General features: G+C 63.5%; 16 protein-coding genes. 10 read left to right on the plus strand and 6 right to left on the minus strand.

From position 1 onward, the window contains the following. Positions 1–13 precede the first annotated feature (13 nt). The 3 genes from ligB to CAG18_RS11195 all read right to left on the minus strand — a co-directional run bounded on the left by ligB (position 14) and on the right by CAG18_RS11195 (position 4061). On the minus strand, positions 14–1714 hold the full coding sequence (ligB, locus tag CAG18_RS11185) for an NAD-dependent DNA ligase LigB (protein WP_085720897.1): 1701 nt from the start codon (positions 1712–1714) through the stop codon (positions 14–16). Between the two features lie 145 nt (positions 1715–1859). Then, a complete protein-coding gene (gene metK, locus CAG18_RS11190; protein WP_015272060.1) occupies positions 1860–3050 on the minus strand; it encodes a methionine adenosyltransferase in 1191 nt (396 codons plus the stop codon). A gap of 18 nt (positions 3051–3068) precedes the next feature. Then, positions 3069–4061, minus strand: a complete 993-nt coding sequence (locus tag CAG18_RS11195; protein WP_015272059.1) for a metalloregulator ArsR/SmtB family transcription factor — start codon at positions 4059–4061, stop codon at positions 3069–3071. 228 nt (positions 4062–4289) lie between these two features. Between CAG18_RS11195 and tkt the strand changes: the two genes are divergently transcribed. From tkt to CAG18_RS11240, 9 genes are all read left to right on the plus strand, one after another. Next, on the plus strand, positions 4290–6287 hold the full coding sequence (gene tkt / locus CAG18_RS11200; protein WP_054572174.1) for a transketolase: 1998 nt from the start codon (positions 4290–4292) through the stop codon (positions 6285–6287). Positions 6288–6437: 150 nt separating this feature from the next. Further along, the gene (gene epd / locus CAG18_RS11205; protein ID WP_015272057.1) at positions 6438–7499 is read left to right on the plus strand and encodes an erythrose-4-phosphate dehydrogenase; all 1062 of its coding nucleotides are present in this window, start codon (positions 6438–6440) and stop codon (positions 7497–7499) included. A 12-nt stretch (positions 7500–7511) separates the two neighbouring features. Continuing rightward, positions 7512–8675 carry a phosphoglycerate kinase gene (locus CAG18_RS11210; RefSeq protein WP_013974501.1) on the plus strand — a complete coding sequence of 388 codons (1164 nt, stop codon included), beginning with the start codon at positions 7512–7514 and terminating at the stop codon, positions 8673–8675. Next, positions 8675–8926 (plus strand): hypothetical protein, encoded by a 252-nt coding sequence (locus tag CAG18_RS11215; RefSeq protein WP_015272056.1) that lies wholly within the window; start codon positions 8675–8677, stop codon positions 8924–8926. Before CAG18_RS11210 ends, CAG18_RS11215 begins: the two co-directional genes overlap by 1 nt. A 63-nt stretch (positions 8927–8989) precedes the next feature. Beyond that, positions 8990–9319, plus strand: coding sequence for an MliC family protein (locus CAG18_RS11220; RefSeq protein WP_015272055.1), 330 nt, complete (start codon positions 8990–8992; stop codon positions 9317–9319). 100 nt (positions 9320–9419) lie between these two features. After that, positions 9420–10484: a class II fructose-bisphosphate aldolase gene (fba, locus tag CAG18_RS11225; RefSeq protein WP_015272054.1), complete on the plus strand. Its 1065-nt coding sequence runs from the start codon at positions 9420–9422 to the stop codon at positions 10482–10484. A 223-nt stretch (positions 10485–10707) separates the two neighbouring features. Continuing rightward, positions 10708–12834: a bifunctional diguanylate cyclase/phosphodiesterase gene (locus CAG18_RS11230; RefSeq protein WP_015272053.1), complete on the plus strand. Its 2127-nt coding sequence runs from the start codon at positions 10708–10710 to the stop codon at positions 12832–12834. A gap of 39 nt (positions 12835–12873) precedes the next feature. Then, positions 12874–13374, plus strand: coding sequence for a M48 family metallopeptidase (locus tag CAG18_RS11235; RefSeq protein ID WP_003259625.1), 501 nt, complete (start codon positions 12874–12876; stop codon positions 13372–13374). Positions 13375–13386: 12 nt separating this feature from the next. Further along, a complete protein-coding gene (locus CAG18_RS11240) occupies positions 13387–13683 on the plus strand; it encodes a helix-turn-helix domain-containing protein (RefSeq protein WP_013974495.1) in 297 nt (98 codons plus the stop codon). An 89-nt stretch (positions 13684–13772) separates the two neighbouring features. Here CAG18_RS11240 and CAG18_RS11245 read toward each other — a convergent pair whose 3' ends face one another. Then, positions 13773–14225 (minus strand): GNAT family N-acetyltransferase, encoded by a 453-nt coding sequence (locus CAG18_RS11245; RefSeq protein WP_015272052.1) that lies wholly within the window; start codon positions 14223–14225, stop codon positions 13773–13775. 155 nt (positions 14226–14380) lie between these two features. Between CAG18_RS11245 and CAG18_RS11250 the strand changes: the two genes are divergently transcribed. Then, the gene (locus tag CAG18_RS11250) at positions 14381–15118 is read left to right on the plus strand and encodes an ABC transporter substrate-binding protein (protein ID WP_043935950.1); all 738 of its coding nucleotides are present in this window, start codon (positions 14381–14383) and stop codon (positions 15116–15118) included. A 131-nt stretch (positions 15119–15249) separates the two neighbouring features. On the opposite strand, the gene yccS is transcribed toward CAG18_RS11250, so the two are convergent. Both yccS and CAG18_RS11260 read right to left on the minus strand, forming a co-directional pair. Beyond that, positions 15250–17433, minus strand: a complete 2184-nt coding sequence (yccS, locus tag CAG18_RS11255) for a YccS family putative transporter (RefSeq protein ID WP_085720898.1) — start codon at positions 17431–17433, stop codon at positions 15250–15252. Between the two features lie 221 nt (positions 17434–17654). Then, the gene (locus CAG18_RS11260) at positions 17655–18836 is read right to left on the minus strand and encodes an NAD(P)/FAD-dependent oxidoreductase (RefSeq protein ID WP_085720899.1); all 1182 of its coding nucleotides are present in this window, start codon (positions 18834–18836) and stop codon (positions 17655–17657) included. Positions 18837–18918: the final 82 nt, after the last annotated feature.

Here is an 18918-nt window from a genome sequence, read left to right on the forward strand (position 1 = left end):
AATTGGTAAATAATCATTGCTCGATGCTTTGCCTGTCGATCCGGAATCCATCGATCCCTGCCGTGGCCAGTTGCGTTGCAATGGCTTGAACCTCGGTGGTTGCAAAAAATCCAGCAAGCTGTTGCCCGCGCTTTTCGCCGATACCGGGCATGGCTTGCCATTCAAGATTCGTGCGGGCAGCCAGCTCCAGCCAGTCGCCTGTTACCTGCATGCCGGTGGGTGTAGGCGCGCCGAGTCCGCGCAGCCATTGCGCAAAGGGCCGTGAGCGGGCTTGGTCGAAACTGCCCAGCAACTGCGAAGCCGTTGTGTCACTGATACCCGCTACCTGGGCCAGGCGCTCGGCATCCAGATGCAGCCAGTCGGTCATCGAGGTCACCAGCCCGGCAGCCACCAGTCGGCGCCAGGTACCAGGGCCGGTGCGCGGCAGGGCCAGCCCCTGCTTGCCGCTGAGCCAGGTGAGACGAGCAATGAACTGCTCTTCGCAGCCTTCGCTGATCTGCCAGCAGCTGTGGGCATGATGCTGGCCGGGCGCTGGTGCGATCACCGGTTGGCGCTCGGCGGCGCGGTGCACCACTTGCTCCAGGCGTGGGATGGTCAGCCCGGCAAGGCTGACGGCCACCTGGTCACCGGGGCGGATGTCGAGCTTGAGCCAACGTGCCAGCGATCCCAGGCTCACCTGGGTGATTCGCCGGTCATCCAGGGTAACCGGCAGTACATGCAAGACTGGCGTAACCCTGCCGGTACGGCCGACGCGGAAGCGTACTTCGCGCACTTCGGCCAAGGCCTGCGTGTACGGGTGCTTCCACGCCGCGATCCAGTAGGGCGCCTTGGCCTGCCAGCGCTCGGACGGAGGCCGGACGCCTTGGCGCAACACCACGCCATCGGTGGCGAAAGGCAGGGGTGAGCGGTACCAGTACTCACGCCAGTGCGCTGCATCGTCCGCTGTTTCTATGGCGACGCTGTAATCCTGGCTGTGCGCAAAACCCAGATCCGCAAGCTGCGCGAGGCGCTCGGCCTGCTGGTCTGGGCCCTGCGGCCAGTCCCATACGAACAGGCCGATGCGCTCACCTTGCTCACAACCCAGCTGCTTGCGAGCCAGCAGCCCGGCTACTGTCCCTCGGGCGTTGGCGCTGCCTGCCCGGGCTTGCACATGCGCGTCCAGGCGCAGGTACAGTTCGCCCTGCAGTTGCAGGTCAATGGCCTGGGGCAGCTGCCGGTTGAGTTCGACGAGCAGGGGGATGTGGCGGCTCCAGTCGTGCCCCTGCACGCCGTCCCCCCGGCTGATCAACTGCACCAGCCGGCCCTGTCGGTAGATGAGGGAGACTGCTACGCCATCGACCTTTGGTTGCACCCATACATCTGCCTTGCCGGCCAGCCAGCGTTCTACAGCCTGACGGTCGGCCAGCTTGTCGACGCCGGTGTGCGGCACCGGATGCGGAATTGGCCCGCCAGCGCTGGCCAGCGGGGACGGGGTAGTCGTGATGCCAAAGCATTGCTGCAGGTGCGCCAGGTGCTGGCGGCTCTGGTCGTACAGTTCATCGGCCACCAATGCGATGCCCTGACGATGATAATGGTCGTCCCAGCGGGCAAGCGTGGCGCGCAGTCGGCTCACTTCAGTCTCAACTTGTTGCGGGTTCCAGGTGGGGCATGTGGCGGCACGGGCCAGGGGAGCATTCAACGTCAACAGTAGGGCGAAAAGCAGCATGAGCGGCATGGCCAGCATCCTTGCATGGCGGGTGTGAGCCCTCAGCCTAGGCAGGTAGCGTGCGGGTCGCCATGCAGCGTTTGTCAGCCCATATGTCACAAAAAAGCCCCTGCCGATTGCTCGGCAGGGGCTTTCGCCTGGCGTTGTAGGAAACTTACAGGCCGGCAGCGTCACGCAGCGACTGGGCGCGGTCGGTACGCTCCCAGGTGAAGGTGGTGAAGGTGTCGTCGCCGACCGTCTTCTGCTGCGGGGTACGGCCGAAGTGGCCGTAGGCAGCGGTTTCCTGGTACATCGGGTGCAGCAGGTCGAGCATGGTGGTGATGGCGTAAGGACGCAGGTCGAAGCACTCGCGCACCAGCTGGATGATCTTGTCGTCGGAGACCTTGCCGGTACCGAAGGTGTTGATCGAGATGGAGGTCGGCTGGGCCACGCCGATGGCGTACGACACCTGGATCTCGCAACGCTCGGCCAGGCCGGCGGCGACGATGTTCTTGGCCACGTAGCGGCCGGCGTAGGCGGCGGAACGGTCGACCTTGGATGGGTCCTTGCCGGAGAACGCGCCACCACCATGGCGGGCCATGCCGCCGTAGGAGTCGACGATGATCTTGCGCCCGGTCAGGCCGCAGTCACCCACCGGGCCACCGATGATGAAGTTGCCGGTCGGGTTGATGTGGTACTGGGTGCCCTTGTGCAGCAGTTCGGCAGGCAGGGTGTGCTTGACGATCAGCTCCATCACGGCTTCCTGCAGGTCTTTCTGCGAAACCTCAGGGTTGTGCTGGGTCGACAGCACCACGGCGTCGATGCCGACCACCTTGCCATTTTCGTAACGGCAGGTGACCTGCGACTTGGCGTCCGGACGCAGCCATGGCAGCAGTTTCGATTTGCGCGCCTCGGCCTGGCGCTCGACCAGACGGTGCGAGAAGCAGATCGGTGCCGGCATCAGCACATCGGTTTCGTTGCTGGCGTAGCCGAACATCAGGCCCTGGTCACCGGCGCCCTGGTCTTCCGGGCGGGAACGGTCGACGCCCTGGGCGATGTCCACCGACTGTTTGCCGATGATGTTCATCACGGCGCAGGTGGCGCCGTCGAAACCGACGTCGGAGCTGTTGTAGCCGATGTCGATGATGACCTTGCGCACCAGCTCTTCCAGGTCGACCCAGGCGGAGGTGGTGACTTCGCCGGCGATGATGGCGACGCCGGTCTTGACCAGGGTTTCGCAGGCTACGCGGGCGTATTTGTCCTGGGCGATGATGGCATCAAGGACGGCGTCCGAAATCTGGTCGGCGATCTTGTCCGGATGCCCTTCGGACACGGACTCGGAGGTGAAAAGGGAGTATTCGCTCATCTCGAAGGTTCCTGAAATTTACCGATGGTGTATGTCGCCAGCCGTCCGCTGGAAATGGCGGACCTGGATCTGGAAACCGTTACGCAAGCCCACGTACAGGCTGTCCCCGGGGGCCAGCCCGGCGTCGTTGGCCCAACGGGCCAGGTCGTCCTGTTCGAAGCCAAGCCACAGGTCGCCGCAGGCTTCGCGCGCCCACCCCTGGTCATGGCTGCACAGTTCGGTTACCAGCAGGCTGCCGCCTGCCTTCACCCGTTTGGCCAGCTGGCGCAAGGCCAGGGCCGGGTCGCTGAAATGGTGCAGCACCATGTTCAGCACAACGCAGTCGGCGGCCACATCCGTTGCACCCAGTGCATCGGCCAACTGCAGGTTCACGTTGTCGAGCCCTTCGCGCTGGCACACCTGGCGCGCCAGTTCGAGCATGGTCGGGCTGTTGTCCAGGGCGGTGACCTGGGCGAAGCGCCGGGCCAGGTCGGGCAGGAAGCCACCGTCACCGGGGCCGACCTCCAGGGCGCTGGCGGCCGGGTCGAAATTCAGTTTGTCGAGCAGCGCCAGCAGGCTTTCGCGGTACTGCGGCAGGCCGGCGATCAGGTCTTGCTGGGCGCGGAACTTCTCTTCCACGCGCAGGAAGAAGTCCTGGCTGGTGGCTGCGCGGCGTTGCTGCACCTGGGCAATGCGCGCCTGCACGTCAGGCGGAAGAGTCAGGTCGTCCACCTCTTCGAGCAGCGCCGCGTGCAGCCGACCTCCCAGGCGCAAGCTGTCGGGCAGGGCGCGGCGGTAGAAGATGGCATTGCCCTCGCGGCGGGTCGCCACCAGCTCGGCCTGGGCCAGCACTTTAAGGTGATGGCTCATGCCCGACTGGCCCACGTCGAAGATCTGCGCCAGCTCCAGCACGCCGAACGAGTCGTTGGCCAGGGCGCGCAATACGTTCAGGCGCAGCTCGTCGCCACTGGCTTTGCACAGGGCAGCCAATGCTTCGCGTTGCTCGGGGATCGATTGCGCACGGAGGTTCATGGTGCGGCAGTCTAGACAGGCATCGTTGCCCTAGCAAGGGCAATATCAAAAAGTTTTGATATTGAGTGATGAGTGGGGTGGTTCTCCCGGTTTTACCCCGAATTGAATGCCAATCGCAGGAAAATCCCCCGACTGCGACCATACGTCATTGCCCCAAGCCCCCCCAGTGGGCGAAAATGGCCGCCTTTTTTCGTGACACCACCTATTCAAGCCCCCAGGAGATCAGCGATGCCCAGCCGTCGTGAACGTGCCAACGCCATTCGTGCCCTCAGCATGGATGCCGTGCAAAAGGCCAACAGCGGCCACCCAGGTGCCCCCATGGGCATGGCGGATATCGCCGAAGTGCTTTGGCGCGACTATCTGAAGCACAACCCGGGCAACCCGAGTTTCTCCGACCGTGACCGCTTCGTGCTGTCCAACGGCCACGGTTCGATGCTGATCTACTCGCTGCTGCACCTGACCGGCTACGACGTCACCATCGATGACATCAAAGGCTTCCGCCAGCTGCACAGCCGCACCCCGGGCCACCCGGAATACGGCTACACCCCAGGCGTCGAGACCACCACCGGCCCGCTCGGCCAGGGTATCGCCAACGCCGTGGGCTTCGCCCTGGCCGAAAAAGTGCTCGCCGCCCAGTTCAACCGTGATGGCCATAACATCGTCGACCACCACACCTACGTGTTCCTCGGCGACGGCTGCATGATGGAGGGCATCTCCCATGAAGTCGCCTCGCTGGCCGGCACCCTGGGCCTGAACAAGCTGATCGCCTTCTACGACGACAACGGCATTTCCATCGACGGCGAAGTGCACGGCTGGTTCACCGACAACACCCCGGCGCGCTTCGAAGCGTACAACTGGCAGGTGATCCGCAACGTCGACGGCCATGACGCCGACGAGATCAAGACCGCCATCGAGACCGCTCGCAAGAGCGATCGCCCGACCCTGATCTGCTGCAAGACCATCATTGGTTTCGGCTCGCCGAACAAGCAGGGCAAGGAAGACTGCCACGGCGCACCGCTGGGCAACGACGAAATCGCCCTGGCTCGCAAGGAACTGAACTGGAACCACGGCCCGTTCGAAATCCCGGCCGACATCTATGCCGAGTGGGACGCCAAGGCTGCCGGTGCCAAGGTTGAAGCCGACTGGAACCAGCGCTTCGACGCCTACGCCAAGGCCTACCCGGAGCTGGCTGCCGAGTTCAAGCGCCGTGACAGCGGCGAGCTGCCGGCCGACTTCAGCGAGAAGGCCCAGGCCTACATCAACGAAGTGGCCGCCAAGGGCGAAACCATCGCCAGCCGCAAGGCCAGCCAGAACGCCCTGAACGCCTTCGGCCCGCTGCTGCCAGAGTTCCTCGGCGGTTCGGCCGACCTGGCCGGTTCCAACCTGACCCTGTGGAAGGGCTGCAAGGGTGTCGAAGCCAACGACGCCAGCGGCAACTACGTGTTCTACGGCGTGCGCGAGTTCGGCATGACCGCCATCATGAACGGCGTTGCCCTGCACGGTGGCCTGGTGCCTTACGGCGCGACCTTCCTGATGTTCATGGAATACGCCCGTAACGCCGTGCGCATGTCGGCACTGATGAAGCAGCGCGTGATCCACGTCTACACCCACGACTCCATCGGCCTGGGCGAAGACGGCCCGACTCACCAGCCGATCGAGCAACTGACCAGCCTGCGCAGCACGCCGAACCTGGACACCTGGCGCCCAGCCGACGCGGTGGAATCTGCCGTGTCCTGGAAAAGCGCCCTGGAGCGCAAGGACGGCCCTTCGGCGCTGATCTTCTCGCGCCAGAACCTGCAGCACCAGGACCGCGACGCCCAGCAGATCGCCGACATCAGCCGCGGTGGCTACGTGCTCAAGGACTGCGCCGGCGAGCCTGAGCTGATCCTGATCGCCACCGGTTCCGAAGTGGGCCTGGCTGTTCAGGCGCACGCCAAGCTGACCGAACAAGGCCGCAAGGTGCGCGTGGTTTCCATGCCGTGCACCAGCGTGTTCGATGCCCAGGACGCTGCCTACAAGCAGTCCGTGCTGCCGCTGGAAGTGGGTGCGCGTATCGCCATCGAGGCCGCTCACGCCGACTTCTGGTACAAGTACGTCGGCCTGGAAGGTCGTATCATCGGCATGACCACCTACGGTGAGTCGGCGCCGGCTTCGGCACTGTTCGAAGAGTTCGGCTTCACCCTGGAGAACATCCTCGGTACTGCCGAAGAGCTGCTGGAAGACTGATACAAGGAAGGCGAGGGCCTTTGGCCCTCGTTCGCGGCACAAGGCCGCTCCTACAGGGTATTGCGCACGCCGTCCCCTGTAGGAGCGGCCTTGTGCCGCGAATGGGCTGCGCAGCGGCCCCGTTCAACTGCCGGAGTTCAAGAGCTACCTATGCCCCACCTGCGTCCCTACAAAGTTGCACTCAACGGTTATGGCCGTATCGGCCGCTGTGTCCTGCGCGCGCTGTTCGAGCGGGGGGCAAAGGCCGGTTTCGAGATCGTCGCGCTGAACGACCTGGCCGACCAGGCCAGCCTTGAATACTTGACACGCTTCGACTCCACCCACGGGCGCTTCCCCGGTGAGGTGAAGGTCGATGGGGACTGTCTGCATATCAATGGCGACTGCGTGAAGGTGATGCGCAGTGCCACCCCCGAGGGCATCGACTGGGCCGCCCTGGACATCGACCTGGTACTGGAGTGCTCCGGCGCCTACCACACCCGCGCCGATGGCCAGCGCTTCCTCGACGCCGGCGCGCCTCGGGTGCTGTTCTCGCAGCCGATGGCCAGCGAGGCCGATGTCGATGCCACGGTGGTCTACGGCGTCAACCAGGCCTGCCTGACCGGCAGCGAGCGCCTGGTGTCCAACGCCTCTTGCACCACCAACTGCGGCGTGCCGCTGCTGCGTGTGCTGGACCAGGCATTCGGTATCGAGTACGTGCAGATCACCACCATCCACTCGGCGATGAACGACCAGCCGGTGATCGACGCCTACCACCACGAAGACCTGCGCCGCACGCGCTCGGCCTTCCAGTCGGTGATCCCGGTGTCCACTGGTCTGGCGCGAGGCATCGAACGCCTGCTTCCGGAACTTGCCGGGCGAATCCAGGCCAAAGCGGTACGCGTACCGACCGTCAACGTCTCGTGCCTGGATATCACCCTGCAGACCGCCCGCGATACCAGCGCGGCTGAAGTCAACCGGGTGCTGCGCGAGGCGGCGCTGGAAGGCCCGCTGAAAGGCTTGCTGGCCTACACCGAGTTGCCCCACGCCAGCTGTGATTTCAACCATGACCCGCATTCGGCGATCGTCGATGCCAGCCAGACCCGTGTTTCCGGCCCTCGCCTGGTGAACCTGCTGGCCTGGTTCGACAACGAATGGGGGTTCGCCAACCGTATGCTCGACGTTGCCGAACACTATCTGCACGTCGTCCACCCAACCCGCAACAAACAGCCCTGAAGGACTGCATTCATGACCGTGTTGAAGATGACCGACCTCGACCTGCAAGGTAAGCGCGTACTGATCCGCGAAGACCTCAACGTGCCTGTGAAGGACGGTGTGGTAGCCAGCGACGCGCGTATCCTGGCAGCGCTGCCGACCATCAAGCTGGCCCTGGAGAAGGGTGCGGCGGTAATGGTCTGCTCGCACCTGGGCCGCCCGACCGAGGGTGAATTCTCCGCCGAGAACAGCCTCAAGCCGGTCGCCGACTACCTGAGCAAGGCCTTGGGCCGCGACGTGCCGCTGGTTGCCGACTACCTGGACGGTGTCGAGGTCAAGGCTGGTGACCTGGTGCTGTTCGAGAACGTGCGCTTCAACAAGGGCGAGAAGAAGAACGCCGACGAGCTGGCGCAGAAATACGCCGCCCTGTGCGACGTGTTCGTCATGGACGCTTTCGGTACTGCCCACCGTGCCGAAGGTTCGACCCATGGTGTTGCCAAGTTTGCCAAGGTCGCTGCTGCTGGCCCTCTGCTGGCAGCCGAGCTGGATGCCCTGGGCAAAGCCTTGAAGGCCCCGGCCAAGCCGATGGCGGCCATCGTTGCCGGTTCCAAGGTCTCCACCAAGCTGGATGTGCTGAACAGCCTGAGCTCGGTGTGCGACCAGCTGATCGTCGGTGGTGGCATCGCCAACACCTTCCTGGCCGCAGCCGGCCACCCGGTAGGCAAGTCACTGTACGAGCCTGACCTGGTCGATACCGCCAAGGCCATCGCTGCCAAGGTCAGCGTGCCTCTGCCGGTCGATGTCGTGGTTGCCAAGGAATTCGCCGAGAGCGCCGAAGCCACCGTCAAGGCCATTGCCGACGTTGCCGCTGACGACATGATCCTGGACATCGGCCCGCAAACCGCAGCCCACTTCGCCGAGCTGCTGAAGTCGTCGAAGACCATCCTGTGGAACGGCCCGGTCGGCGTGTTCGAATTCGACCAGTTCGGCAACGGCACCAAGGTGCTGGCCAAGGCCATCGCCGACAGCGCTGCGTTCTCCATCGCCGGTGGCGGTGACACCCTGGCTGCCATCGACAAATATGGCGTTGGCGCCGATATCTCCTACATTTCTACCGGTGGTGGCGCCTTCCTCGAGTTCGTCGAGGGCAAGGTACTGCCGGCCGTGGCGATCCTGGAAGAGCGGGCCAAGGCCTGATGACGTCGGCGCTTGGCAAAGGGAGCGGCCTGATGGTCAAGCAATTGCCTGTGATGATGCTGGCTGGCCTGCTGAGCGCATGCGCCGGCAGCCCGTCCTCGGATACCGACCCGGCGCAGCCGCCCAAGGGCGGTTGCTACCAGTCCGAGTGGCAGGCCGAGACCGTGCCGGTAATCAGCAAGCGCGTGGGCCCGGAAGGCCTGGAAAAGTACGACGAAGACCACCAGCGCAAGGCGCCTGGTTGCCCTTGAACCCGGCATTTCGTCGGGTCGGGCAACCAAGCGGCCGCTGCATGGTCATCTAGAGGATATGTAATGAAAGCGCTTTTGGCCGTGACGGCCCTGGCGACACTGGCAGGATGCTCGCTGCTGAAGCCGGCGCAACCCGCTCCGGCAGACGACTGGACCCGCTGGGTCTGCGACACTCAGGCTGAAGTGCTGTGGCGCTTCGCCGATGTGCAGCGCGATCAGGTCGATGTGCGCCTTGGTGGCGGCGACCAGGTCTACCGGCTCAAGGCCGAGCCGGGTGCCTCGGGTGCGCTGTACAGCGATGGCATGCTGGCCTTCCATACCAAGGGCGAAGAAGGCCTGGTGTACTGGGTGGCAACCAACGATCTGATTGGGCGGGGCTGCAAGGCACCGTGACTGGCCGGGCCGCGAGGGTGGCCCACACTATTTGAACAGCAACCGCCCCTGCGGCAGGCTTGCACGAAACAAACGACGCTTGTCGGGAGAGAGATACACAATGGCACTCATTAGCATGCGCCAGATGCTGGACCACGCCGCCGAGTTCGGTTACGGCGTACCAGCTTTCAACGTCAACAACCTCGAGCAGATGCGCGCCATCATGGAAGCGGCCGACAAGACCGACTCCCCGGTGATCGTCCAGGCTTCGGCCGGTGCCCGCAAATATGCCGGTGCCCCGTTCCTGCGTCACCTGATCCTGGCGGCCATCGAAGAATTCCCGCATATCCCGGTGTGCATGCACCAGGACCACGGCACCAGCCCTGACGTCTGCCAGCGCTCGATCCAGCTGGGCTTCAGCTCGGTGATGATGGACGGCTCGCTGGGTGAAGATGGCAAGACCCCGACCGACTACGAGTACAACGTTCGCGTTACCCAGCAGACCGTTGCCATGGCGCACGCCTGCGGTGTTTCGGTAGAAGGCGAGCTGGGCTGCCTGGGTTCGCTGGAAACTGGCATGGCCGGTGAAGAAGACGGCATCGGCGCCGAAGGCGTGCTTGACCACAGCCAGATGCTGACCGACCCGGAAGAGGCTGCCGACTTCGTCAAGAAGACCCAGGTCGACGCCCTGGCCATCGCCATCGGTACCAGCCACGGTGCCTACAAGTTCACCAAGCCACCAACCGGTGACGTGCTGGCCATCGACCGCATCAAGGAAATCCACAAGCGCATCCCCAACACCCACCTGGTGATGCACGGTTCGTCCTCGGTGCCGCAAGAGTGGCTGGCGATCATCAACCAGTACGGCGGCGACATCAAGGAAACCTACGGTGTACCGGTCGAGGAAATCGTCGAAGGTATCAAGTACGGCGTGCGCAAGGTCAACATCGACACCGACCTGCGTCTGGCTTCCACTGGTGCCATGCGCCGCCTGATGGCGCAGAACCCGAGCGAGTTCGACCCGCGCAAGTTCTTCGGTGAAACCATCAAGGCCATGCGTGACGTGTGTATCGCTCGTTACGAAGCCTTCGGCACCGCTGGCAATGCCTCGAAGATCAAGCCGATCTCCCTGGAAGGCATGTACCAGCGCTACCTGAAAGGTGAGCTGGCCGCCAAGGTCAACTGATCTTCTGGTATTGATGAAAAAGCCCGCAGCGATGCGGGTTTTTTCATTTTTGGGTGTTAGAACTTTGCGCGGGCACATATTCCCGGCAAAGCGACCGTTAGTCGGCTACCGTATAGTTGAGGCACTGATAGCGTTCTGATTGCATTGCGTGTTATCCGCTCAGGTCTAGAGTACTAGTGGATCCAACCGTATCTTGAAGTCGGTCACATAATAGAGAAGCAGCATGGATGGCGCTCAACCTCACCCTCAGCCACTGGATGGCAACTCGGTTCTTCTGGTGGTAGACGATTACCCCGAAAACCTCATCAGCATGCGGGCATTGCTGGCCCGTCAGGATTGGCAGGTGTTGACGGCAAACTCGGGGATGGAAGCCCTGGGTGCTTTGCTTGAACACGATGTCGACCTGGTGCTGCTGGATGTACAGATGCCGGAGATGGACGGCTTCGAAGTCGCCCGACTGATGCGCGGCAGCCAGCGCACCCGGCTGACCCCGATCATTTTCCTCACCGCCAATGAACAGTCCGAAGCGGCCGTGCTCAAGGGTTACGCCAGTGGCGCCGTGGACTACATGTTCAAACCGTTCGACCCGCAAATTCTCAAGCCCAAGGTCCAGGCCCTGCTCGACCAGCAGCGCAATCGGCGCATGCTGCAGCGCCTGACCCGTGAGCTGGAAACGGCCAGGGCTTTCAACGCGTCGATCCTGGAGAACGCTGCCGAGGGCATTCTGGTGGTGGATGCCCAAGGCATCATCAGCTTTGCCAACCCGGCCATTTCCCGTTTGTTGTCAGCGCCAGTCCAGCAGTTGCAGGGCGCCCATCTGCTGGATTTGGTGCAACTGGCCAGTGCCTGCTTGTGGAACGAGTCGGAGTTCTACCAGGCTTACCTGGGGGGGCGCATCTTCCGTGTTCACGATGCTCAGCTGCGCACCCTTGGCGGGGAGCTGGTGCCGGTGGCGTTGTCCTGTGCTCCACTGCCGGCCGAGCAACAGGCCATGGTGGTCACCGTGCTGGACATGTCGGTGGTGCGCAACCTGCACCAGCAGCTGGAGTACCAGGCCGTCACCGACCCGCTTACCGGCCTGCTCAACCGCCGCGGGTTCTACCAGGCCGCCGAAGGTGCGCTGCTGCGCAATGAGCGCTCGGACAAGGCACAGGCGCTGATGTACATGGACCTGGATGGTTTCAAACGCATAAACGACTCGCTCGGCCACGACGCGGGCGACCGGGTGCTGCACTGGGTGGCCGAACAGCTCAAGGATTGCCTGGGCAGTGAAGCGCTGCTGGCGCGCATGGGCGGGGACGAGTTCACTGCACTGTTCGACAGCCTGCCTTACCCGGAGCAGGCTGGGCGCTATGCCGAGCGGTTGCTGGAACGCATTTCCATCAGCCACCAGGTGGAAGGGCTGGATGTGAGCCTTGGGGTGAGCATTGGCATCGCCACTTATCCGGATTGCGGGGCCAATGTCGAAGGCCTGCTGCGCGCGGCCGATGCGGCGATGTACGCAGCGAAGCAGGCCGGGCGCCAGCAATATCGCTTCTACGATCAGGAACTCAATGGCAGGGCACGTTCGCGGCTGATGCTCGAGGACAGCGTACGCACGGCCGTGGAGCAGCAAGACTTCACTCTGGTTTATCAACCGCAGGTCGGCTTCATCGATGGCCGCCTGCGTGGCTTCGAGGCCTTGTTGCGCTGGCAGCATCCCAGTGTCGGCGACGTACCGCCGGGGCTGTTCATCCCGTTGCTGGAAGAGGCGCGCTTGATCAACCGCCTGGCCAGCTGGATCTACCGCCAGGGCGCGGCCCAGCGCCAGGCCTGGTGCCAGCGTTTCTCGGCGGACCTGGTGCTGGGTATCAGCCTGAGCCGCGCGCAGTTCGCCATGCCCAGCCTGGTAGACGAACTGCACCGGGTCATCCAGCTTTACCAGTTGGACCCGGCGCAGCTGGAAGTGGAAGTGGCGGAAACCTCGCTGATGTACAACATCGATGCGGCGGTGAAACAGATACACCGCTTGCGCGAACTGGGTGTGCGGGTGGCGCTGGATGACTTTGGTGCCGGCGACTGTTCGTTGCGCATGTTGCGCGACCTGCCGATCGATACCCTCAAGCTCGACCGCCACCTGGTGGCGCGCTTGCCCGACTCGGTGGTGGATGCCGCGCTGGTGCGCAGCGTCATCGGCCTGTGCCTCGACTACAGCATCACGGTGATCGCCGAGGGGGTGGAAACCCCGGCTCAGGCAGCCTGGCTCAAAGCCAATGGCTGTGAGTACGTGCAGGGGTTCCTGGTGGCTTACCCGATGACCGCCACGGATGCCAGCAGCTTCCCGGCGATTTTCTCCTGGCCGGGGCCATGATTGGCTAGAATCGGCATTCGTTACACCGAATGCAGCGCCATGACCGTATTACGATATTTGCAAGCTTATCCGCCGCACCTGCAGCAGCAAGTGCGGCAGATGATCGACAGCGACCGCCTGGGCGAGTACCTGCAGCGCCGCTACCCCGACCGCCATGACGTGCAGAACGACAAGGCGTTGTACGGCTATGCCCAGGATTTGCGCCAGCAATACCTGCGCAGCGCGCCGAACCTGGACAAGGTGCTGTTCGACAATCGTCTCGACCTGACCCATCGGGCCCTGGGCCTGAATACGGCGATATCAAGGGTGCAGGGCGGCAAGCTCAAGGCGAAGAAGGAAATCCGCATTGCCTCGCTGTTCAAGGAGGCCGCGCCGCAGTTCTTGCGCATGATCGTGGTGCACGAACTGGCACACCTGCGCGAGCGCGACCACAACAAGGCGTTCTACCAGCTCTGCCAGCACATGGAGCCGGACTACCACCAACTGGAATTCGACCTGCGCGTCTACCTGACCTATCGGGAGCTGCCGGGCAACTGTTAAGGACCACGCAGCATGGAAGTGAGCAAGACCAAGAGCAGCTTCTACCGGCGCCTGTACGTGGCCTGGCTGATCGACAGCCAGACCGCGACCAGCGTTCCGGCCCTGATGGAAGCGACCGGCATGCCCCGGCGCACCGCCCAGGACACCATTGCGGCACTAGCCGACCTGGATATCGTCTGCGAGTTCGAACAGCAGGAAGGCGCGCGCAACCACGCCGGGCATTACCGCATTCATGACTGGGGGGCGATCGACAAGCAGTGGATCATCCAGCATCTGCGGCAGGTTCGCGAAGTGCTGGGGTATCCCTGATCCACTGGGGGCGGCTGCTACAGATGATCGCATTCCCTTGTAGGAGCGGCCTTGTGTCGCGAAAGGGGGGCGAAGCACCCCCGGCGATCTCAACCCTTGCGCATCCCGATATGCGGAATGTCATCCTCAAGATATTCCTCGCCCACCACAGCGAACCCATGCCGGGCATAGAACGCCTGCAAATGCGCCTGCGCCGACAGGTAAACCGGCACCCCCGGCCAGCAATGCTCCGCTGCCTCCAACCCCTTGAGCAGCAAGGTATGCCCCAGCTTCAGCTCGCGCGCCGCGGGTGCAGTCACCACCCGCCCGATCACCACATCCCCACCCTGGGATTGCGGGTCGAGCAGGCGCAGGTAGGCCACCAGCTGGTCATCCTGCCAGCCCATCAGGTGCAGGGTATCGCCGGTCAGGTCTTGGCCATCGACTTCCTGGTAGGCGCAGCGTTGCTCGACCACGAACACTTCCGTGCGTAACTGCAGAATGGCGTAGAGCTGGTCCTTGCTGAGATCGGTGTGGTGCTTGCAAAGCCAGTCGATGGACATTGGTGCGAACTCCTTGAGTGGACCGTCGATCATCGCATGATGCACGTGCCACGGCCAAAATAGAGGCTAAATGACACTATTGGCCGCTGCCCTCGGCGACGCCTTTGTGTAATCTCATTGGCAGTGTGTGCCCTCCATTGCGAAAGGACGTGAGCATGCGGCCACTGCTTTGTGTTCTGGGATTGTTGGCAATGATGCTTGCAACACCCGCCCTGGGTCACGAAAAGCTGCGGCTGGTGGCCGACAATTGGCCGCCGTTCACCGATGCCAGCATGCCGGGCGGTGGCCTGGCGACCAGCATCGTCACCACGGCGCTGGCCCGGGCCGGCTACACCAGTGGGGTCGAAGAGGCTCCTTGGGCGCGGGCTCTGCTGGGGGTGAGCGAGGGGCGTTACGACGTACTGATCAACGCCTGGTACAACGACTCGCGCGCCAGCATCGGGCAGTTTTCCGAAGCCTACCTGGTCAACCGCATTCGCCTGTTGCAACGCAAGGGCGAGGCGTTTCGTTACAAGCGCCAGTCAGATTTGTACCCCTACAGCATCGCTGTGGTGCGTGATTACGCCTATTCTCCCGCGTTCGACCGCGACACTCGCCTGCACAAGGTGGCGGTGCGCAACTTTCCCTCTGCGGTACGCATGCTGGCGGCAGGGCGGGTGGACCTGGCGGTGGAAGACGAGTACGTGGCCCGTTACAACTTGCAGCGCGAGCTGCCGGAGGTACGCGATGGGGTGATGCTGGTGGAGCCGCCGTTGGGAGAGAACACCCTGCATATCCTGGTCAGCCTGAAAAACCCGGAGCATGCGCGGATCGTCGAGCGGTTCGAGCAGGCGATTGCGGCGATGAAGGCGGATGGCAGCTATGCGCGGCTCATGCGCCAGCATGGCTTTTGATCTATATCGCCTGTGCCGGCCTCTTCGCGGGTAAACCCGCTCCCACAGGTATTACACAGGACTTGAAACTTGTGGGGTTCCTGTGGGAGCGGGTTCACCCGCGAAGAGGCCGGCACAGACGATATTACAACTCAGGCCGGTGCACCTTCCTTGATCAAATGCGCTGCCAAGGTCCGCAGCGGCCCCAACTGCCGGCAGATCAACGCCAACTGCGTCTGTACCAGCCGCTGGTGCTCGTCCAGCTCTTCCGGCATCTGCTCCAGGGCATTGGCCAGCGCCTCTTCGGCATCACTGTGAATCGCCACTGGTAGCCGCGCGGCCAGGCCGTTGGCAATCTCGTCCAGGCTGCTGGCCAGGCTTTGCCCGGCACCTTCGATCAATTGCTCCTGCACCTCCGCCGGCAAGGCGGTGTCGCGGTGCGCGCCCAGCCCCGAGAGGTAGCTGAGCAAGGTATGCGACAGCACCAGGAAGCGGAAGCCGACGTCGGCCTCCTTCCGGAAATGCCCCGGCTCCATCAGCATGTTGGCCAAGGTGGTGGACAGCGCCGCGTCGGCGTTGTGGGCGTTGCGCCGGGCCAGGCGGTATGCCAAATCATCGCGCTTGCCATGGGCATACTGCTGCATGATCTGCCGCAGGTACACGCTGGCGCAGGCCAGCGTATTGGCCAGCGCCTTGTTCAGCCGCCGCCCCTGCCAGTCGGGGAGGAACAGGAACACCGCGAGGATGGCGATCAGGCTGCCGACCAGGGTATCGAACAGGCGCGGCAGGAACAGGCCATAGCCATCGCCGATCTGGTTGAAGCAGAACAGCACCATCAGGGTGATCGCGGCCGTGGCCAAGGTGTAGCGGGTGGTGCGGTTGACGAAGAACACCACCCCGGCGACCACGGCGAACAACGACTGGATGACCGGGTTGGGGAACAGGTCGAACAATGCCCAGCCAACCGTCAGGCCGACGGCGGTGCCGGCTATCCGCTGCACCAGCTTGCGTCGGGTCGCACCGTAGTTGGGCTGGCACACGAACAGCGTGGTGAGGATGATCCAGTAGCCCTGGGTGGGGTGGATCAGGTGCACCATGCCATAGCCGATCGACAACGCCAGGGGTAGGCGCAGGGCATGGCGGAACAGCAGCGAGGTCGGCGTCAAGTGGGTGCGCAGGCGGGTCCACACGTCCTTCAGCGAGCGTGGAGAGCGGTCGAGCAGGCTGCTATCGCTGGTGTCGGCCAGGCTGTCCGGGTTGCTGGCGGCGCTGAGCAGGCGGTCGAGCGTCGCCAGGTTGGCCGCCAGCGCCCGCAGCGAGCGAAGCAGGCCACGCCAGGCCGGGTTGTTCTGCGTGCGCAGGTGTTCCAGCGAGGCGTTGAGGTCTTCGAGGGCTTCGGGGTAACCGCTGGCCAGCACGAACGGCTGGCGCAGGCGGATAGAGCGGGCCAGCTCCTGGCAGGACGAGCCCTGCTTGCGCAGCAGGCGCTGGCAGCGGAACATCACGTCGCTGTGGAAAAAAGCCTCGGTCAGGGCGTTGTAGGGATAATGCGAAGCACTGACCCGTTCATGGATGTCCTGGGCCAGGAAGTACAGCTTGAGGTAGCGGCTGACCTTGGAGTTCGGCTGGCTGTTGCCCACCCGGTGCAGGATGATTTCCTTGGCCGCGTTGAGCGCCGCCACCACCTTGCCGTTCTGCTGGGCCAGCTCCAGGCGCCGGGCTTCGACGTCTAGGGTGCGGACGGGTTCGAACAGGCTGGCCTTGAGCTTGAGGTAGCTGCCCAGCTCGAAAAACAGCTTGGCCAGGCTCTGCTGCACCGGCTGGTTGGAAAACAGCGCCTGCCACAGCACCGACAGCAGCCCATACCAGGCTGCGCCCGCCACCAGCAGTAGCGGTTCGTGCCAGAAATCGGTGACTTGGCCGCCGCGCTGGTCCACGCCGATCATGGTGTACACCGCTGTGATCAGGGTCGCTGAAGCGATGGCGCCATAGCGTTCGCCCAAGGCACCGAGCATCGTCAGGCAAAAGGCCGCCAACGCCAGGGCAATGACGAATACCCACGGGTAGGGGAACAGCAGTTCGACCGCCAGTGCGGCGATGGCAAAACACACCAGGGTGACGGCCAGGGCGCTGAGGCGGCCCTGCCAGCTGTCATCGGTTTCGGCCAGGGCGCTGGCGATGATGCCGAGGAACAGCGGAATCAGCAGGGCCATTTCGTTCTGGTACCAGCACAGGGCCAGGCTGCCGGTGAGGGCGATGGTGACCCGGATGCTGTAGCTGAACTTGTCTTGACCCCACAGGCGACGCAGTGACTGACGGAACGAGCTCGATGACATGATGGCCTGCTAGGCAGTGATCAGAGAAATACCGTTCGAGGCCGTGTCATTGGGGCCGCTGTGCGGCCCATTCGCGGCACAAGGCCGCTCCTACAGTCGATCGCGTCCCCTGTAGGAGCGGCCTTGTGCCGCGAATGGGCTGCATGGCAGCCCCATGCGAATTTCGGCACTCCCAGCACGGGCCAGCAAGAAGCATTCCGTGCTGCTGAATGGATTCTACTCTACACGAACTGCGCCGCGGCGTTGGCGGAGGCCCAGGCCCACTGGAAATTGAAACCGCCCAAATGGCCAGTCACATCCAGCACTTCACCAATGAAATACAACCCAGGGCTTTTCAGCGATTCCATGGTCTTGGACGACACCTCTCGGGTATCCACGCCGCCCAGGGTCACTTCGGCAGTGCGATAGCCCTCGGTACCGGCCGGTACCACCTGCCAGTTCGCCAGCTTCTCGGCGATCTGTGCCAGTTCCGCCGGTGTGTACTGCTTCATGGGCCGGGACTCGAACCACTGCTCGGCCAGCAGGTTGGCCAGCTTGCGGGTAAATACCTCGCCCAGCACAGTTTTCAGCTCGGTGTTGGCGCGTTCGGCCTGCATCTGTTGCAGCCAGGTCAGTGCATCACGGTCGGGCAGCAGGTTGATCTCGACTGTGTCGCCTGCTTCCCAGAACGAGGAAATCTGCAAAATCGCCGGGCCGCTGAGGCCGCGGTGGGTAAACAGCAGGTTCTCGCGGAAGCTGGTGCCGTTGCAGCTGGCGGTGCAATCCAGCGATGTGCCGGACAACTCGGTGCACAGTGCCTTCAGTTGGGGCTCGGTGATGGTGAACGGCACCAGCCCGGCGCGGGTCGGCAGCAGGGTGTGGCCGAACTGGCGGGCCACCTGGTAGCCGAAGCCGGTGGCACCCAGCGTCGGGATCGACAGGCCGCCGGTGGCGATCACCAGCGACTGGCAGGCGAACTGGCCGCCGCTGGTCTGCAGCAGGTAGCCGCTTTCGGTCTTCTCGATCTGCTCGATGCTGGTGTGCATGCGGATCTCGGCGCCCGCCTCGTCGCATTCGGCCAGCAGCATGTCGAGGATGTCGCTGGCCTTGTTGTCGCAGAACAGTTGGCCGAGCTTCTTCTCGTGGTAGGCCACGCCGTGCTTGCACACCAGCTCGATGAAGTCCCACTGGGTGTAGCGGGCCAGGGCCGATTTGCAGAAGTGTGCGTTCTGCGAGAGGAAGTTGCCTGGCTCGGTATACATGTTCGTGAAGTTGCAGCGGCCGCCGCCGGACATGAGGATCTTCTTGCCCGGTTTGTTGGCGTGGTCGAGCACCAGTACCCGGCGGCCACGGCGGGCGCTGAGCTGTGCGCACATCAGGCCGGCGGCGCCGGCGCCGAGGATGATCACGTCGGTGGAGTGCACGGTGTAAACCTTATAAGAAAGAAACACAGAACCCTGTGGGAGCGGGTTCACCCGCGAAGGCGGCAGTGAGCCCACTATCGCA

The organism is Pseudomonas sp. B22(2017), from assembly GCF_002113105.1.
Lineage (GTDB): Bacteria > Pseudomonadota > Gammaproteobacteria > Pseudomonadales > Pseudomonadaceae > Aquipseudomonas > Aquipseudomonas asiatica.